General features: G+C 60.8%; 14 protein-coding genes. 3 read left to right on the top strand and 11 right to left on the bottom strand.

What is annotated here, in order from left to right; all coding sequences use genetic code 11:
- Positions 1–86 precede the first annotated feature (86 nt).
- Positions 87–1,304: a 3-(3-hydroxy-phenyl)propionate transporter MhpT gene (gene mhpT, locus PspS35_RS11415; protein ID WP_159934475.1), complete on the top strand. Its 1,218-nt coding sequence runs from the start codon at positions 87–89 to the stop codon at positions 1,302–1,304.
- Here the strand turns inward: mhpT and PspS35_RS11410 are convergent.
- From PspS35_RS11410 to PspS35_RS11400, 3 genes are all read right to left on the bottom strand, one after another.
- Positions 1,282–2,229, bottom strand: coding sequence for a transporter (locus PspS35_RS11410; protein ID WP_159934473.1), 948 nt, complete (start codon positions 2,227–2,229; stop codon positions 1,282–1,284). The two genes, mhpT and PspS35_RS11410, sit on opposite strands and share 23 nt — an antisense overlap.
- A gap of 81 nt (positions 2,230–2,310) precedes the next feature.
- A complete protein-coding gene (locus tag PspS35_RS11405) occupies positions 2,311–3,078 on the bottom strand; it encodes a coniferyl-alcohol dehydrogenase (protein WP_159934471.1) in 768 nt (255 codons plus the stop codon).
- A gap of 44 nt (positions 3,079–3,122) precedes the next feature.
- The gene (locus PspS35_RS11400) at positions 3,123–4,598 is read right to left on the bottom strand and encodes a benzaldehyde dehydrogenase (RefSeq protein ID WP_159934469.1); all 1,476 of its coding nucleotides are present in this window, start codon (positions 4,596–4,598) and stop codon (positions 3,123–3,125) included.
- 269 nt (positions 4,599–4,867) lie between these two features.
- Here PspS35_RS11400 and PspS35_RS11395 point away from each other — a divergent pair, with 269 nt between their 5' ends.
- A complete protein-coding gene (locus PspS35_RS11395) occupies positions 4,868–6,592 on the top strand; it encodes a sigma-54-dependent Fis family transcriptional regulator (RefSeq protein ID WP_159934467.1) in 1,725 nt (574 codons plus the stop codon).
- Positions 6,593–6,788: 196 nt separating this feature from the next.
- Here the strand turns inward: PspS35_RS11395 and PspS35_RS11390 are convergent, their stop codons facing one another.
- On the bottom strand, positions 6,789–7,865 hold the full coding sequence (locus PspS35_RS11390) for a GlxA family transcriptional regulator (RefSeq protein WP_159934465.1): 1,077 nt from the start codon (positions 7,863–7,865) through the stop codon (positions 6,789–6,791).
- On the bottom strand, positions 7,862–9,271 hold the full coding sequence (gene gabP, locus PspS35_RS11385; protein ID WP_159934463.1) for a GABA permease: 1,410 nt from the start codon (positions 9,269–9,271) through the stop codon (positions 7,862–7,864). The genes PspS35_RS11390 and gabP overlap by 4 nt, the downstream gene beginning before the upstream one ends.
- A 301-nt stretch (positions 9,272–9,572) precedes the next feature.
- On the opposite strand from gabP, the gene PspS35_RS11380 reads away from it, so the two are divergent.
- Positions 9,573–10,754 carry a glycosyltransferase family 9 protein gene (locus PspS35_RS11380; protein WP_159934461.1) on the top strand — a complete coding sequence of 394 codons (1,182 nt, stop codon included), beginning with the start codon at positions 9,573–9,575 and terminating at the stop codon, positions 10,752–10,754.
- A 9-nt stretch (positions 10,755–10,763) separates the two neighbouring features.
- Here PspS35_RS11380 and PspS35_RS11375 read toward each other — a convergent pair whose 3' ends face one another.
- The 6 genes from PspS35_RS11375 to PspS35_RS11350 all read right to left on the bottom strand — a co-directional run bounded on the left by PspS35_RS11375 (position 10,764) and on the right by PspS35_RS11350 (position 16,761).
- A complete protein-coding gene (locus PspS35_RS11375; RefSeq protein WP_159934459.1) occupies positions 10,764–11,567 on the bottom strand; it encodes a hypothetical protein in 804 nt (267 codons plus the stop codon).
- Positions 11,564–12,694 (bottom strand): hypothetical protein, encoded by a 1,131-nt coding sequence (locus tag PspS35_RS11370; RefSeq protein WP_159938030.1) that lies wholly within the window; start codon positions 12,692–12,694, stop codon positions 11,564–11,566. Before PspS35_RS11370 ends, PspS35_RS11375 begins: the two co-directional genes overlap by 4 nt.
- 8 nt (positions 12,695–12,702) lie before the next feature.
- Positions 12,703–13,554, bottom strand: a complete 852-nt coding sequence (locus tag PspS35_RS11365) for a histidinol-phosphatase (protein WP_159934457.1) — start codon at positions 13,552–13,554, stop codon at positions 12,703–12,705.
- Positions 13,551–14,579, bottom strand: coding sequence for a radical SAM protein (locus tag PspS35_RS11360; RefSeq protein ID WP_159938029.1), 1,029 nt, complete (start codon positions 14,577–14,579; stop codon positions 13,551–13,553). Before PspS35_RS11360 ends, PspS35_RS11365 begins: the two co-directional genes overlap by 4 nt.
- Before the next feature lie 107 nt (positions 14,580–14,686).
- Positions 14,687–15,907, bottom strand: a complete 1,221-nt coding sequence (locus PspS35_RS11355; protein WP_159934455.1) for a hypothetical protein — start codon at positions 15,905–15,907, stop codon at positions 14,687–14,689.
- A 38-nt stretch (positions 15,908–15,945) separates the two neighbouring features.
- Positions 15,946–16,761 (bottom strand): zinc ribbon domain-containing protein, encoded by an 816-nt coding sequence (locus PspS35_RS11350; RefSeq protein WP_159934453.1) that lies wholly within the window; start codon positions 16,759–16,761, stop codon positions 15,946–15,948.
- Positions 16,762–16,785: the final 24 nt, after the last annotated feature.

Here is a 16,785-nt window from a genome sequence, read left to right as displayed (position 1 = left end):
TTCTTTTTATAGTTATATTTGTTATCTTAATTGCCAGCAGCCGGTCAGGCTCGCCATCACAACAAAAACAACAATGAGGGTTGCCCATGAACAGTCCATCGCGTCGTTCGACGCTGACGATCGCTTTGTGTTTCATCGTTGCGCTGATCGAAGGGTTCGATCTGCAGGCCGCCGGCACCACCGCTGCCGGGCTGCGCCACAGCTTTGCCCTGGACCCGAAAATGCTCGGCTGGGTATTCAGCGTCGGGATCATCGGCCTGCTGCCGGGGGCGTTCTTTGGCGGCTGGATCGCCGACCGTATCGGCCGCAAGAAAATCCTGGTGAGCGCGGTGCTGCTGTTCGGGCTGTTCTCCCTGAGCACTGCATTTGTTGAGAGTTACTCAAGCCTGTTGCTGGTGCGCTTCCTGACCGGGCTGGGCCTGGGTGCGGCACTGCCGAACCTGATCGCGTTGTGCGCCGAAGCCGTCAGCGAACGCAATCGCGGCACCGCCATCAGTGTCATGTACTGCGGCGTGCCGCTGGGTGGCGCACTGGCCGCCGTGGTGGCGATGTTTTCCAGTGAACACTGGCAAACCACCTTTATCATCGGCGGCCTCGCGCCGTTGCTGGCCGTGCCGCTGATGATCCTGCTGCTGCCCGAGTCCAACGCCTTTCGCCAACAGGTCGAACACACCCACAACCCTCGTCCCTCCACGGGCCAGGCGCTGTTCGGCGAGGGTCGCGCCCGCACCACGCTGGCGCTGTGGCTCAGCTACTTCTTCACCCTGACCGTGATGTACATGCTGCTCAACTGGTTGCCGTCGTTGTTGCTTGAACAAGGTTTCAGCAAACCCCAGGCGGGCATGGTGCAGATGCTCTTCAATATCGGCGGCGCCCTCGGTTCGCTGCTCGGCGGTGTGCTGCTGGACCGATGCAACGCGCTAAAAGTGGTGCTGTCCGTGTATGCGGGGTTGCTGGCGGCGTTGGCCGGGGTCGGCCTGTCGGTGGGCATCGTGCCGATGGCCATTGCAGGTTTCGCCGCCGGCTTGTTCGTAATGGCCGCGCAACTGGTGCTGTACGCCAGCGCCCCACCCGCCTACCCCACTGCGGTGCGCGCCACCGGCGTGGGTGCGGCCGTGGCCATCGGCCGGTTGGGCTCGGTGGCCGGGCCGCTGGCCGCCGGGCAACTGCTCGCGGCCGGCGCCGGTACCGCCGGCGTGCTGCTGGCGACTTCCCCCGGCGTGGTGATCGCCGCGCTCACCATCATCAGCGTGATGGTGCGTGCGGCGCCGCTGAACCTGCCTAGAACTGGTGCAACCAGTTAAACACCAGCTTGTTGCCCTGGGTGCGGTTCACCGCTTCCTGCTCAAAATACGCGTTCACTGACAGGACATTCTCCTTGTTGAACGCGTAGACCAGGCCTGGGCCAATGGCCCAGACCTTTTCCCGCCGCCCACTCACCGCATGCCCCTGCACCTCGGTGTCGGTGATCTGCTTCAACCAATAGCCATTCAAGCCCACGCTCAGTTGCTGGTCGATTGCGTACTGCAACGTCAGGTTGGCATGCAGCGCCTGCCCGGCCTGGGTGTCGGAGACATCGCCGAAACTGGCCGACGGTTGGTCATTCTTGCCGTTCCACAGGTACATGAATCGCCCGCTGGCCGACCACTTCGGGTTGAACCAGTAGGTCGCTGCGTAATACGGGTTAAAAGACCAGAAGTTGCTGCCGGGGTTGATCGAACGCTTGCGGTCGTAGGCACCTACCGGGATCGCCACATCAACTTCGACCCGCTGGGTCAACAGCGGGCTGCCATCGGCGCGGCTCAGGGTCGGCAGTTGCAGGAACGGACCAACAACCAAGTCGCCCAGGCCGGCACGGGAACTCAACGCCGCGTTATTCAAACCGTCGTCCACATCCACATAGGCCAGGGACGTGTTGATCACGGTGAATCCGGGCATCGCACCGTTGGCCAGGGGCTGGCCAACGTAGATGATCTGTGTGGTAGGCGCCACCACTTCCACGTCCTGCCTGGGCAACGCCAGCTTGTTGCCGTTGGCATCATTGAAGCGGCTGGCGCGTGAATAGGTCAGGTATTCCTCCAGGTACCAACCGGGCCCGGCCGGTGCCGGTGAGCCGTCGTAGAAACTGGTGCTGCCCAGGTTGAGTCCGGGCAAGTCGTAAGCGTATGCAGTGGATGACAGCGCAACAAACGTCATGGCCGCAACCGGCCGCAAGATAGGCTTGAGCATCTTGGATGTCCTGTATTTTTGTTGTTGTTCAAGACCCCCGGCGCGGTGGATCCGCACCGGGGCATAGCGCTGTAGCGCGCCCTACACGTAGGTGGCCGCCAGCCCGCCGTCCACCGGCAGGTTGACCCCGTTGACCCAGCGCGCCGCGTCCGAGCACAGGAACGTGATTACCGAAGCCACCTCATCGGCCAGGGCCGGACGGGTCATGCGCTGGCTGTCCTGGGCCACCCGCTCCGGCCCGAGCATGCTGACAAAATCGCCCAGGATCGGCGTGAACACCGGCCCCGGCGCAACGCAGTTGATGCGCACCGAATGGTCGCGAAACCAACCCTGGGATTGCTGCAGGCTCCAGACGATGAGCGCCTCCTTGAAGTATTGATAACACTCGGCCTGTTCGACCGGATTGGCCGCCAGCCACTGCTGCCCGGCCCTGAAGCTTTCGGTCGCCGCCAGCGCTTTGTGCAAGGCCAACCGCTGCGGCCACTGCGCGCCAAGCACCGAGGCCACATTGACGATGCTGCCGCCCTTCGACAGGCGTGGCAGCAGTGCTTGGGTAAGACAGCGCAAGCCCAGGTAATTGACCTCGGCCACCGTTTGCACCGGCGCCGTACCGGGCACGCCGGCAATGTTGCACAGCGCATCGACCCGCTGCGGCAGACGCGCCACCAGTGCATCGATGCTGGTGGGATCGCTCAGGTCGGCATGGAGAAAGCCATCGAGTGTCAACTGCGGTTCATGGCGATCGACGCCGATCACGGTGGCGCCCTGGAAGCGCGCCAATCGTGCGACTTCCGCACCAATGCCCGACGCCACGCCGGTCACGATCAAGGTTTTGCGGTACAGGTTCATGTTCAAGCCCTCTTATTGTTGTATAGGCATGCGTGAGCCGGGGCTCAGAAGGGATAGTTCGGCGGCGTGTTTTTCACGGTGACCCATTGCCACTGGGTGTATTCGTCCCAGTCGGCCGGCCCGCCCACGCTGCCGCCATTGCCCGAGGCACCGCGCCCGCCGAAGGGGTTGATGCATTCGTCCGCCACGGTCTGGTCGTTGATGTGCAGCAGGCCGCACTCCAGCCGCTCGCCAATGGCCATGGCACGCCCCACCGAGGGCGAAATGATCGCGGCCGAGAGGCCGTATTCTGTGCGGTTGGCCAATTCGATGGCCTCCTCGTCCGTGGCAAAACCGACCACCGCGGCCACCGGCCCAAACATTTCATCGTCAAAGGCGCGCATGCCCGGCCGCACCCCGCTGAGCACGGTGGGTTGGTAGAACAGCTGGTCGTATTCGCCGCCCGCCTCCAGCCGTGCGCCCGCCGCCAGGCTTTCGCTGACGATCTCGTGCACGCGCTGCAACTGGCGTTGGTTGATCAATGGACCGAGCGCAGCTTCACCGCGGGCGGCGTTGCCCACGGTGAGCGCCCGGGCCTTGTCCACCAGCTTGCGGGTGAGGCTGGCGGCGATGGATTCATGGGCCAGAATCAACCCGGTCGCCATGCAGATCTGCCCTTGATGCAGCCAGGCGCCCCAGGCCGCATTGCTGGCGGCCAGGTCGAGGTCGGCGTCCTCGAGAATGATCAACGGGTTCTTGCCGCCCAGTTCCAGCGCGACTTTTTTCAGGTGGCGCCCAGCGGTTTCGGCGACTTTGCGCCCCGCTGCCGTGGAGCCAGTGAACGCGATCATCCGCACATTGGGGTCGCGGCACAGCGCTTCACCTGCCGGCGCGGCGCCGGGTAATACGTGCAGCAGGCCTTTGGGGAGGCCCGCTTCTTCGAAGAGCCGGGCGATCAGAAAACCACCGCTGACCGGGGTCTGCGGGTCGGGCTTGAGCACCACCGCGTTGCCCGCCGCCAGGGCCGGTGCTACCGAGCGCAGCGACAGGATCAGCGGAAAATTGAACGGTGAAATCACCCCGACTACGCCGTGGGGCTGACGCCGTGCATAGGACAAGCGCCCCGCTGCGCTGGGCAGCACCACGCCGTGAGGTTGAGACAACAGGCCCGCCGCCTGATGCAGCAGCACAATGGCTTCACGCACTTCGTGTTCGCCCTTGAACAACGCGCCCCCGGTTTCCCGTGCGACGTACAGCGCCAGCTCGGCAAAGGACTGCTGCGCCACATCCGCCGCCTTGCGAAACACCTCGGCGCGCTCCCGTGGGCCGAGTGCGGCCCACGCCGGTTGGGCCAGGGCGGCGCTGCGGCTGGCCACGGCGATGTCGGCCGGGCTGGCCATCGCGCTGCGCATCAGCGGTTCGCCGGTGGCGGGTTCAAGCACGGGGATCACGGACCCCGAGGCCGGTATCCAATCGCCGTTGAACAGGCATTCGGACTCAAGGGCCCGCTGTAACAGGTGGGTGGTTTCAGACACTGACATGGCAACTCCCGGTTCTTGTAATTGTCATCGCCTGCACGAGTGCAAACGCCGCATCAAGCCTTGAGCAAAGGCTGTGCCGCTTGCACAGGGTGACACTGACATAAACCGCCGAGGGCTCTGGACCGGGGCCTTCCAGCTGCCGCACAACCTTCACCGGGTGGTCCGCGGCAAAAACCGCCACCGGGCGACTTGTTCAATTGATAAGGTTATGTTTAATAACTATCTGAGCAGCTACTCATATCGTTCATTCGCTTTGCAGGGGCATAACAATGACTAATCCCCACACCGCACCGCTCCCGCCACGGGGCGACAGCCGCCAACTCAGCGACAGCAGTTCGCCGACGCCTGCCGAGCTGACCGACTGCCTGTTCTTCTCTCCCGAAGACGGGCGTATCTGGCTCAACGACCAACGTATGTTGCTGCTGCACAGTTCCTCGTTCGGTGCCCTGCGCGGGGAAGTCATCGAGCGCCTGGGGCTGGAACTGGCGCGTGGTCTGTTTACCCGTACCGGCTACGCCTCCGGCGCCAGGGATGCCCGGTTGATCCGCGAACGCTGGCCGCAGGCCGACGCCGCCGCGGTGTTCCGCGCCGGGACGCACCTGCACACCCTGGAAGGCATGACCAAGGTCGAACCGCTGCACTTCAAGTTCGATGCCGACTCGGGTTTTTATGAAGGCGAGTTTCTCTGGCACCACTCCTGCGAGGCGGATGAACATGTGGGCGCGTATGGCATCGGCCAGGACCCGGTGTGCTGGACGGAGACCGGCTATGCCATCGGTTTTGTCAGCGGCCTGTTCGGGCAGTTGGTGATTTTCCGCGAAGTGGAATGCCGGGGCATGGGCCACAGCAGTTGCCGGGTGATCGGCAAGACCGCCGAACAATGGGGTGACGTCGAGCAGGACCTGCGTTACTTGAATGTGGCCCAGGCCGTCAGCAGCCCCACCACCGTCGCCCCCCGCCCTGGCCCGGCGTTGAATGCCGCGCTGGCGCCACAACCCTTGGTGGGCGCCAGTGCGGCATTCAACGCCGCGATGCAAGCGCTGCAACGGGTAGCGCTCACGCCCGCCACCGTGCTGATCAGCGGTGAGTCTGGCGTGGGCAAGGAAATGTTCGCGCGCCAGTTGCACCAGCTCAGCCGTCGCCACGACAACCCGTTCGTGGCGCTCAATTGCGCAGCCATCCCGGACAACCTGATCGAGGCCGAACTCTTCGGCGTCGAACGCGGCGCGTACACCGGCGCCACCCACGCTCGGCCCGGACGCTTCGAACGGGCCCAGGGCGGCACGCTGTTTCTGGATGAAATCACCTGCCTCAGCCTGGCCGGGCAAAGCAAACTGCTGCGAGCGTTGCAGGAGCGCGAGATCGAACGGGTCGGTGGCGTGCGCGGCATCAAGGTGGATGTGCGCGTGGTGGCCGCCACCAATATCGACCTGCGTAAAGCGGTGGCTGACGGCACGTTTCGCGAAGACCTGTTCTACCGGCTGAACGTCTACCCCATCGCCCTGCCGCCGTTGCGTGAACGCCGCGATGACATCCCGCTGCTGATCAACGCGTTCCTCACCCGCTTCTGCCAGGAATATGCGCGCACGCCCGTGGGCCTGACCATGCGTGCGCTGAAGGTGCTGCTGCGTTACGACTTCGCGGGCAATGTGCGTGAGCTGCAAAACCTGATCGAACGCGGCCTGATCGCCAGTGAAGAAGGCCAAGCCATCGACCTGGTGCACCTGTTTCGCAATGAGCCGATGCCCGCGAACCCGTACGGTGTGGATGACCACGGCAGTCTGTCGAATACCGCGCCAACGTCCCGCCCTGCACTGCTGGACACCCTGGGGCAATTGGACCAGGGGTTCTCCATTGAAGGCCTTGAGTCGCGCCTGATCACTGAAGCGCTGCAACAGAACGCCGGCAACCTGGCGGCGGCTGCCAGGCTTGTGGGGCTCAGCCGGGCGCAATTTGCCTATCGATTGAAGAAGCACCAGCGGCAAACCCGCTAGCGCCAGGGTTTCCAGAACACCACCATCGAACAGATCGCCAGCCAGCCAGGCGTATTACCGAGCCGTCACGGGGACGAGGCGCCCGTGGCACCGTCAAAATGACTAACTCCTCCCGCCATTCTTGAGCGTCGACGGGTTGATACCGAACTGCTTGCGAGCATGGAACAAGCCTTGTTCGCAGACGTCACCACAGCGCTCAGGACTTGAGGTTCTTGATACTGGCAAACGTCGACTCGCCGCGCGCCTGGTCCAAAGCGCTCATCGGCATCGGCGTCGGCACGGCGTGAATCATCAGCTTGGGCGCGAGCGTCCGTTCGCTGTCCGTCACCAGACGCTCGTCGCTGGGAGGCACGCCAAAATACTCCCGGTAGCATTTGGAGAAGTGCGGCGTGGACACAAAGCCGCAGAGGACGGCCAGTTCCACGATGGAGATGGGGGTTTGCTTGAGCAACTGGCGCGCACGAATCAGCCGCAACCTGAGGTAGTAGCGCGACGGGGAGCAGTGCAAATACTTTTGGAACATTCGCTCCAGCTGACGGCGCGACAGGGCCACATACTCCGCCAACTGGTCCAGGTTGATCGGCTCTTCCAGATTGGCCTCCATCAACGCAACGACTTCCTGCAACTTGGGTTGTTGAGTGCCCAGCATATGCTTGAGCGGCACGCGCTGATGGTCTTGCTGGTTGCGCATACGCTCGTACACAAACATGTCGGAGATGGCCGCTGACAACTCGTGCCCATGATCACGGCCAATCAAGTGCAACATCATGTCCATTGGCGCGGTGCCGCCGGAGCTGGTGAGGCGGTCCCGGTCAAGGGTGAACAAGCTGGAACTGAGGCTCACCCGAGGAAAGGCTTCCTGCATGGCTGCCAGCCATTCCCAGTGCACACTGCATTCAAATCCGTCGAGCAACCCCGCCCGCGCCAATACCCAACTGCCGGTACAAATGCCGCCCAGGCGCTTGGAGTAACGCGCCTGGGTGCGCAGCCATTTCACCAGCTCGCGGGTGACGGTGCTTTGGATACCCGTGCCGCCGCACACGAACACAATATCGGCGCAGGGCACAGTGCCGATCGAACCGTCGGGCGTGATGGGCATGCCATCGCTGGCCCATACGGGGTTACCGTCGCAGCTGGCGGTGTGCCAACGATAGAGTTCCTGGCCCGACAGCTGGTTGGCCATGCGCAGCGGCTCAACCGCCGATGCCAATGAGATCAGGGTGAACTGATCCAGCAGCACAAACACCACATGGGTAACAGGCCGCACCTTCATGGACGCGAGGCGACAGGGAGCGGGTCTTGCACGGGGCCGGGCTGGCGTGCCGTGATGACGCCAATCAGGGAAATCAACAGCGCCAAGACAATCGTCGACGACACCTCAAGGCGATGCTCGGGGGTCAGCAGCATAACCGCCAAGGCGGCGCAGATAAACACGATGACCACCCACGTCAGCCAGGGAAACAGCCACATCTTGAACGTCAGCTCGGCGCTGCGACGTTGCAGGATCTTGCGCATGCGCAGTTGTGAAACGGCGATCACCAGGTACACCAGCAAGGCGATGGCGCCTGAGCTGGCCAGCAGAAACTGAAACAACCCGGCCGGCATGAAGTAACTGAGCAAGGTCACGCCAGCCCCGAGTACCGTACTGGCGATCACGGCGGCCCTGGGCACGCTCGCCGCCGAGGTCTTTTTCATCAGGGTTGGCGCATCGCCGCGCTTGCCCAGGGAATAGAGCATGCGCGACGCAATGTAGATGGATGAGTTCATGCAACTGGCCACGGCGATCAACACCACCACGTCCACCAATAACTTGGCATGGGGTATGTTCATCAGCTCCAACGCGCGCTGATAAGAGCCGACCGATGCCAGCAGCGGGTCATTCCAAGGCACCACGGAAATCACCACGAAGATCGACAGTACGTAGAACACCCCGATGCGCCACATCACCGAACGGGTCGCCCGGGCGATATTCTGCGCTGGGTGACTGGACTCGGCAGCGGCAATGGTGACGGCTTCAGTGCCGATGAAACTGAACATGATGGTGATGAAGGCGCCGACGACCGCCGACAAGCCGTTAGGCGCGAAGCCACCATGTTCTTCCATCAGGCGCCCAAGGCCACTGGCCTCGCGCTCGGGAATCCAGCCCATCAGTACCGCGCCGCCCAGGCCGATAAAACCGATGATCGCGATGACCTTGGCCATAGCAAACCAGAACTCGAACTCGCCGTATTTGGAGACGCTGAACAAATTGGTGATCACCAACAAAAAGATCGACAACAAGGCAAACAGCCAAGCGTCGATCTGGGGAAACCACTGGTTGAGGATGTGCCCGGCGGCGAGGGCCTCGATGGGAATCACCAGCACCCAGAACCACCAATACAACCAGCCGATGGTGAACCCCGCCCAGCGGCCGATGGCTTGATCGGCATAGGTCGAGAAGGAGCCGGTGTCCGGGTTGGCCACCGCCATTTCCCCCAGCATGCGCATGACCAGCACCACCAGCAAGCCGGAAAACAGGTAGGCCAGCATCACGGCCGGGCCTGCGGCCGCAATCGCGTGGCCCGAGCCGACAAACAACCCCGCGCCGATGATGCCGGCAATCGAGAGCATGGTGACATGGCGCGGCTTGAAGCCTTGCGCCAGTTGGCCGTTGGAATCCTTGGTACTCAGGCTATTCATCGTTGTTTTTATTCTCTGTGATCGACGTTAAGACGTACTGACTGGAGGGTCAGGCGATCATCATTTCTTAATGACGGGTCACAGTACGCGGCATGCCTTGCGCGAAAATAGCCTCATTGCGGCACGAGGGTGCTCGATATCGACATTGAACGAGAGGGGTCTGGAGCAGCTTTGAGGGGGTGGGCCTGGGAATCCAAGCACCCACCCCAGATATCCTGCGTGGTGCCCAGGCCAGAGCGAGCTTGCTATTGCAGCGCCTCCCTCACTACCATCGCCGACCTGTGGCATCAGATAATCGCGCATGTCAGTCCTGCAAACACTCCGAAAATCAATCGCGCGCTGGCTGATTCGTCTGTGGGCAGACCGGCGTCCGACAACGGCTGCATCGAGCGGCCGCTTGCACATCGTGGTGCCCAGATGGGATGCCAAACTGGGTGACTCGATCGTCTCGTCCTTCTTCTTTCGTGAAGCCCGACAGTTGAACGCGCACGTCACGGTGTTGACGGTCGCGCAACTCGCGCCGCTGCATTTAGAAGCATTCGGCGTGGACCGGGTTATCGTCACCGATGCGAACCCCGGTTTTACGCAACTGCGCGACATTGCGGCTCAACTCGGCCCGGTGGATGTTGTTGTGCACTTGGTCGGCAGGATCCAACCCGCAGAGATTATGTTTGTGCATTGGCTGCGGCCTTCACGGGTGTATTCCCTGGATGACGGCTTACGCTGTGTCAACCGAAAGCTGGGGGCCGCGACGGCGGGTCTCAGCGTGCCTGAACGCTTTGAACGGGTGTTGCGTGACCTGGGTGCAAAGGCGGTTGAGCGCAAGTACATCGTCCCGCTTCCTGGGCATTTTCCCGGGGCATCCGATGCGCCACAGATACTGGTCAACAGCTATGCAAGCCGCCCGGATAAAAGCCTGTCGTTCGATAAGGCCGTCGCGCTGTTGCAGGCCGTAGCCGATGCCTACCCGCAGAAGTCTGTCGCAATCCTGTGCAGCCCCGATTCGCGAACAGACGCACAACACGTGGAGGCCGCTGTCGCCAGGCGCAATGTCCAAGCGTTGAAAGACCTCAACACGCCCACGGACGCCGCAGGCTATATACATTGCGCAGAGGCCGTGATCAGCGTCGACACCGCGATCGTACACATGGCGGTTGGCCTGGACACTCGGCTGGTTGCCATCTACCCCTCGATGGGGGACGAGCCCAATCCCTGGTTGCCGCCGCTCTCAAGCAAAACCAGAGTGATCTACAGCCATCAAGACGTGCAGCAGTACCGCCGCACGGGCCAGAAGAACATGAACGCGTTCGCCGTCGAAGAGGTCCTCGCCGGCCTGGACGGGCTATTGTCCACCGATTCAGAACCCGACACGCTCATTACACGCCAGGCACAAATCGTGTCGGGGCTCGGCGTCGCCACCCTCGCCCGCCAACCGCCCCTGATCAGCCAGGGTCTTCGTGCAGACGCTGTGGCACCGACTTGAAATAACGCGTCATTGCTCGCAACGCTCGATCAGTCGAGAAGCCTGGGCAATCCAATACGTCAGGTCGGGCTCGATATGCAGGAATAGCTTGGCCATCAAGGTGCCCCCTGCGAGAAAGTCTGCAACGGACTCAATATGGTGGGTCGTACGGCTGAAGTACGTGTTGTAGAGCTTGATCATCGCGATATCAGCCAATAGAAAATCAGCCACCGCCACGTCGCATCGACGCATCACATCACAACTGCCGAAGTTGTAGCGCGGCTGATAGCCGGGGTCGACAACGCTCGGCGCAATCAGCACCAACTCGTCGGGCTCACGCTGCACTAACTCTTTTATTCCACCTGGATTACCCCAGGCATGTACACCACCATCCAGGCCTGCCTCCAGCGCTTGAGCCAGCAACGTATTGCCCGCCCTGGACGCGAAGATGCACTCGCTGTACCAGTGCAGCTTGCGGGTCAGCCCTGTCGGAAACAACGCGCTCGTTGGATCACGGAAAAAAATGCTGTCGGCGTCCACCCAAGCGCCGCCATGCTGATGAACGAACGCCATCCGTATGAGATCGCTTTTGGCAATGATGGCCTCGACACCTTCCGCCAGGTCGAACGACAGCGGCTCAAACCCCCAGCGCTTGCCAAGGATGCTCGGGTCAATGAAGCCTGCAACCGTACGGGGCGTGAGCAGTAAAAATCTGTCACCGAGCGCCCGCTGGATCGACACAAGCGCCAACGCAACATAGGGCGGCATCGAACGCCCACGGGCGGTTTCCCAATAGCTCACATAGCGGATACCCCCCGCTTCGCCGCCACTCACTGCCAGACCGCCATGCCGTTGGGCTGCAGCAAACCGGCGTCAGTCAGATAGCGCTTGAGCGTTGCCAACGACGGCGCACACTCAGGTTGCCCGAGAAATTCATTGCCCAACGCTGCCTTGTACAGGTGCAGCCAGTTTTGTAAGGGGACGCGTGGCAGGAATGCGGCCAACTCCCCTCGGTTGCTCTGGCAAAACACCAGGCGCAGCGTTCGCAGGATTGGTTGGTAGTTCGGCTCGGACAACAGGGCCGCAAGGGTGTCGTCGAGGCGATTTTTGATCACCACCTTGTTCAAGCGCTCCTCCACCGAGGCATCGACCAGCGCTACTTGCGGATCGATCGCCACGGGGTACAGCGCCTGGAACGACTTCGCGCCGCTGAGCATGGACTCGTACAACACTTTGTCTGCAGTCGAACCGGTGACCAACACGTCGTCGCCAAAGATCACATGCACCCCGCTCCAGCGGTAGAAGTTCTCGGCGGGAATCACATGGTCCTGAACCAGATTGACGCGTTCGCGCTCTTCAGTGCTCAGGCTGGCGTAATTCTCACAGGGCGCAGCGATCCTCGGCAGTTTGACATTAATGATGGTGGGCAAGCTCATGTGCGCCAGCTTGACGTTGATCTCGCTGACCACGATCTCGTAGAGAACATTTGCCGTAGACGGCACGTTGCGCCAACCGGTGGTCATCATCACCACATGGTCGCCACAGGCCTTGGCCGTCTGAAACAGCCGTGCCCAATGAGACTCCGGTTGGTCCAACCGCGTGCACAAATATTCGATAACCAGCCTGGCCAGGTGCTGAATATCTCGAATGCTCCCGTATTTGGCCCGGCTGTAGATCGCCACCAGTGCCGAAGCGTCGGCACCGGTGGCCATGTTGCTGAACGAACCTGAGCCATTGGGCGTCAAGCAGTTCAAGGCATGGCCACCGAATACCGAAACGTATTGCGCCATGCTGATCAGATCGCGCGACAGCAGGTCGGCGGCGAATGCACGCAACCCCAGCTTTACATCCTCGTGGCGGATCTGTACCCGAGCCTGTTCAAACGCGTTCAATTGGGTGTCTACGGGCGCCTTTGCGATTTCGCTCCAGGCGCTCGAGCGCGGTGTTTCGGTCATTGGCATGTTCACGGTCAGGTCAATCCATCGGTAGCAGGCACACTGCAGAGCAGCGTATTCACAGGTACATCGATTCTGCGACGACGTTCGTAATAGCTGATCGTCTGCAAGCCCAGCGGCTTCAGGGTTGCGAGCATTTCCCCAATCCCCGCGCCGGCATCTCGCGGGTCGTGCGTATCAGAACCGACGGTAAAGGTCGCCTGGTGCTCGATCAATTGGGGTAACAGGCTAAGGGACGGGTAGCTCCAGACCCCGTGCACCTCACGCCCCGACCCAGCGTCCAGACTCGATTTGCGAATGCCGGAAGCATTCAGTTCATAAGCGACACCATTACGCGCGAACAGCGGCAACAAAGGTTCGAAGCGGCGCTGGACAACGTCTGCGTCGACGCCCCGCAACAGCGTGTCGGCATGCCCGACAGCGTCGAAGAGACCGCTTTCCAACAAGGCTTGCAGGTCGGCGAAATAACGATCCAAAAAAGCCTGCGCAGCCAGGCGTGGCAGCTCCCACACCTTCACCATCGGCTCACCGGGCACTTCGACGTAGTGGATAGAGCCGATGACAAAGTCCAACTCATACTGGGCCAGCAGCGCACGGTTGTAGGTGTCGGAGTTCGGCATATAGTCGAACTCCAAACCGCGCAGGATCGTGATTTCACCTTGGTACGCCTTCTGCGCACGCTCGATATCGGCAAAGTAACGGTCGAGCTCGCACACCAGCAGCCGGTTGTTGGCGTCCACCGCAAACGGGGCGTGATCGGTGATGGTCAAGATCTTCACACCCGCCTTGATCGACGCACGAACCAATTCATCAACCGTGCCAATCGCATGTTTTGAATAGAAGGTATGGCTGTGGGAGTCGATCATGCGGACACCATCTGCTCAAGCAGGCCCTCGTGATTGGCCAACTCTTTGACCAGCCAGTAAGGATTGTTGGCCTTGACGAGGATCGACTGCACAAGCGCCGTGTCGTCACAGCGGGCCAGCAGGTCAGTCAGCGGTTGGGTATACAGCGCCCGAGCCAATGGTGTTTCGCGGATATGGGTGGCCAGGTGTTCCCAACGCACTCGATCAAAATGGATATTGCCCAGCCGCTGATTTTCGATGCCGTAAAGGTACAGGTCGCCGTTGGGCTTTACCGTGAGGTCCATGCCGTTGGCTTGCGGTGGTTTGTTCAGGCTGCCAAAGGTAAAGCGCTTGTTGATCTTGGCTTCGATGGCCTCGATGTACCCGTGCATGTCCAGGTATTTGTGCGCAGTGTCAGCGTCGGGATGCACCAGGTTTTTGTAGTCGATGCCAAAGCGCTGACCGTCCACGACCAGCACATCTTCAAGTGGCCCCAGGGGAACAATGTCGGCGTCGAGCCCCCAACGCTTGGCTTCCTCCACAAGGTACTCGCGGGTGAAATGCCGGTCGGTGTCGATCGAGCGGAATGAAAAACTCAACGCCGATGGTTGACGATGCTTCAGGTAGTCCAGGCTGAAGCCATGCGCGCGCCATTTCACCTTCTCGATATGGTGGCTGTCGGCACTTAGACGGATATTGCAGACGTCACCGTTGGCGGCAACGATGCGGTCCGTCTCCTCGTAGAACGAGGCCATTTTTTCGTGCGGGAAAAACCCACTGGTAATGAACTCGAAGCGCCGCCCCCCATTCGACAAACCAAGGATTTCATGGAATACCTTGGCATTGTTGAGCGGCTCGCCCTCCCCGCTGATGGAAATCCGCTTTACCGAAGGCGCGTTGATCAGCGCAGCAAGGTTCTCGCGCGCCAGCGTCGACAGTTCCATGCTCATGCCTGTCTTGTGTTTGTCGGCGTACATACAGAATGCGCAGCCGATACCGCAAATCTGGGTGATGTCGATGTACAGCAGGTGCCCGTGAAGTTCCATATTCATTGCCCTATTGGCCGGCCACTCGATGGGCAGGCGCCTCTATTTTTAATCTCGACCTGGGCGGTCGGTGTTCAAGCCCAGGCCGGGACGCTGGCGATCCGCAGTCAGTAGGGAATGTTGATCTGCAATTGCTGGATCTGTACCGAATGCGGATGAATGATGTGGCTCAGCAACCGGCGCTCCTTGACTGCGAGCTTTTCCGGATAGTCTGCAAACCGGTCATTGCTGACGATGTAGATACCCTGATCGAACTCTGCCGCCGCAAGGATGCCCTCGTCCGCTTTCGCTCCGCTGCGCATGACGAGCACGGTAGCCTCAGGGAACAGTGCGCGCAGCCCGGCATCATTCATCGACAGACGGCTGCGAATCCCTGGGTCGAAAATCAGCGTTACCTTGTAGGTTTGGCACAGGTGCGGTACCAGCGCGTTCAACACAGCCAGGCCAACAAACCTGGACTGGCCGTTTTCCGTGGGTGAGTAGCAGAGGTTGTTACCATCCAGGACCAGCGCGTCGACGTGTCGGTCCAGAAGCCGTGCGATATCCTGCAAGCGCTCCTCAAGCTTCAGCACATCGCGCTCTAGCTTGCGCCGCTTCTTGGTCAGTTCACTCAGCACAAGGCCTGGCTTGCTGTTATCGAAATGGAGCGCGCACGCTTTGTGTATCTGCGCCTTCTCTCGTGAGCTTTGAGCACTGGAAAGCGCCTGTTCAAAATCTTGCGCGGTGCCAATGTCGTTCTCGATCTTCGCGAGTTGACGTTGCTGGAGCTGCCACTCACGGGAAACCTCTCCCGCCATTGCATCCCAACGTTCACTGGCGTTGCGGGTGTCTTCGATCAGTTGCTGAAGATGGATGAGTTCTTCATTGCACCCAACGATCGTTGCCTGAGCCTCCAGCGGATTAAATGTACGATAGCGACGCAAATCCGCCGACAACCGCTGTTCTTCAGGTTCATGGCGGGTTAATTCAGCGTGTGCTTCACTCCGGGACCGCGTAAGAATCGCAAGACGCTTGTCCAGTTCGGCGACCTGATGTTGCGCCACCTTCTGCTCACTGGACCGCCACAGATTGGCGAGAAACCCACCCGCAGTCCCCATGCGTACAATTTTGAGCTGGCTGCTTGCTTGTATCTGTGCAGTCAGCAAGTTGAGCCGCTGTTTGATGCTGAGGGTAACCCTATTGCAACGGGTCACTTCGGCGCTGACGTGCTCGGCATCGAATGCAGCAAACCACTGCATGTCGAGGCTACTGTTCTGAATGTCCAGGCTGATCGAACTTACTTTCTGGTTCAGGGCGACCAAGCGGGCCGCATGCTCATTGGTGTACATGATTATTCCTTCAATTCACTTGGCCATGCCGCAGTTCGTCAATCGCCCGTAGCACCAGTTTTTGTGCCGCAATGCCCACAGAATCGGCTGGATGCGTCGACAGGGGTACCGCACGCAGAGCACGCCCTGGACAACAACATCTTTTGCCGCATGTGGCCGATCTGGATCACACATGGCACGGTGACGCGATAGGCCGGGCTGGCGAGATCGAATGCTGTCCATAGACCCGTGATCGCCCAACCGACGGGCCCCGCAAGCACAGCCAAGCCTCGACCCAGACCGGCGCTACCGGCCAACATGACCCCCCGCCCAACCAGGCTGCTCATGGTTGCGCTGGCCACTATTGCGGCAAGACGGTAAGACGTCAGGCCAGATGCACTCAGGCTGGTAATCAGACTGGCCAAGGCGCCCGGCCCCATTCCTGGCCGATAGCTCGCGCCGACAGACTCGAAGAAAGTAGCTTTGTCTTCATCGCTCATACGCCCAACGGACTGCTCGACGACCTTTGTGATAATGGCCATCTCCATCTTCGCGCAGTCGCCCAGGCCGCTTTTGCCCACACCGATATGCGAAGCCACATCACCCAACAGCTCCTTGTAGGGCACGCCGCTGCCACCGCGAAACACATTCATCAGCGAGTTGCCGCCAAACCGCATGAGCTCCTCTGCCACCAGGCCCCGCTCAAAATCCGTGATCGCGCATTCCCGTGCCGAAGTCAGCTGACGGCAGACCGTCGACGACAATGAAATGCGGCCTTTGCCATTGTCGGTAATGACATCGATCAGCAGCCCAATATCATCCGCGCTCGCGCTCATCAGCACTTCAGCAAGATCTGGGTCTTGAATCATTGACATACGTTGCTTCCTTAAGTGATCAGC

Origin of the sequence: Pseudomonas sp. S35 (assembly GCF_009866765.1) — a bacterium.
In the GTDB taxonomy this organism is placed as follows: Bacteria; Pseudomonadota; Gammaproteobacteria; order Pseudomonadales; family Pseudomonadaceae; genus Aquipseudomonas.
Note: the sequence above shows the minus strand (reverse complement) of the source record. Positions and strands in the feature narration are given on the sequence as shown.

What these genes read in the sequence shown, in the direction of transcription:
- PspS35_RS11410 (WP_159934473.1), bottom strand. Translation starts at nt 2,229, where the DNA reads ATGCTCAAGCCTATCTTGCGGCCGGTTGCGGCCATGACGTTTGTTGCG.
- PspS35_RS11355 (WP_159934455.1), bottom strand. Translation starts at nt 15,907, where the DNA reads ATGTACACCAATGAGCATGCGGCCCGCTTGGTCGCCCTGAACCAGAAA.
- PspS35_RS11350 (WP_159934453.1), bottom strand. Translation starts at nt 16,761, where the DNA reads ATGTCAATGATTCAAGACCCAGATCTTGCTGAAGTGCTGATGAGCGCG.
- PspS35_RS11370 (WP_159938030.1), bottom strand. Translation starts at nt 12,694, where the DNA reads ATGCCAATGACCGAAACACCGCGCTCGAGCGCCTGGAGCGAAATCGCA.
- PspS35_RS11360 (WP_159938029.1), bottom strand. Translation starts at nt 14,579, where the DNA reads ATGGAACTTCACGGGCACCTGCTGTACATCGACATCACCCAGATTTGC.
- PspS35_RS11380 (WP_159934461.1), top strand. Translation starts at nt 9,573, where the DNA reads ATGTCAGTCCTGCAAACACTCCGAAAATCAATCGCGCGCTGGCTGATT.
- gabP (WP_159934463.1), bottom strand. Translation starts at nt 9,271, where the DNA reads ATGAATAGCCTGAGTACCAAGGATTCCAACGGCCAACTGGCGCAAGGC.
- mhpT (WP_159934475.1), top strand. Translation starts at nt 87, where the DNA reads ATGAACAGTCCATCGCGTCGTTCGACGCTGACGATCGCTTTGTGTTTC.
- PspS35_RS11405 (WP_159934471.1), bottom strand. Translation starts at nt 3,078, where the DNA reads ATGAACCTGTACCGCAAAACCTTGATCGTGACCGGCGTGGCGTCGGGC.
- PspS35_RS11395 (WP_159934467.1), top strand. Translation starts at nt 4,868, where the DNA reads ATGACTAATCCCCACACCGCACCGCTCCCGCCACGGGGCGACAGCCGC.
- PspS35_RS11390 (WP_159934465.1), bottom strand. Translation starts at nt 7,865, where the DNA reads ATGAAGGTGCGGCCTGTTACCCATGTGGTGTTTGTGCTGCTGGATCAG.
- PspS35_RS11400 (WP_159934469.1), bottom strand. Translation starts at nt 4,598, where the DNA reads ATGTCAGTGTCTGAAACCACCCACCTGTTACAGCGGGCCCTTGAGTCC.
- PspS35_RS11365 (WP_159934457.1), bottom strand. Translation starts at nt 13,554, where the DNA reads ATGATCGACTCCCACAGCCATACCTTCTATTCAAAACATGCGATTGGC.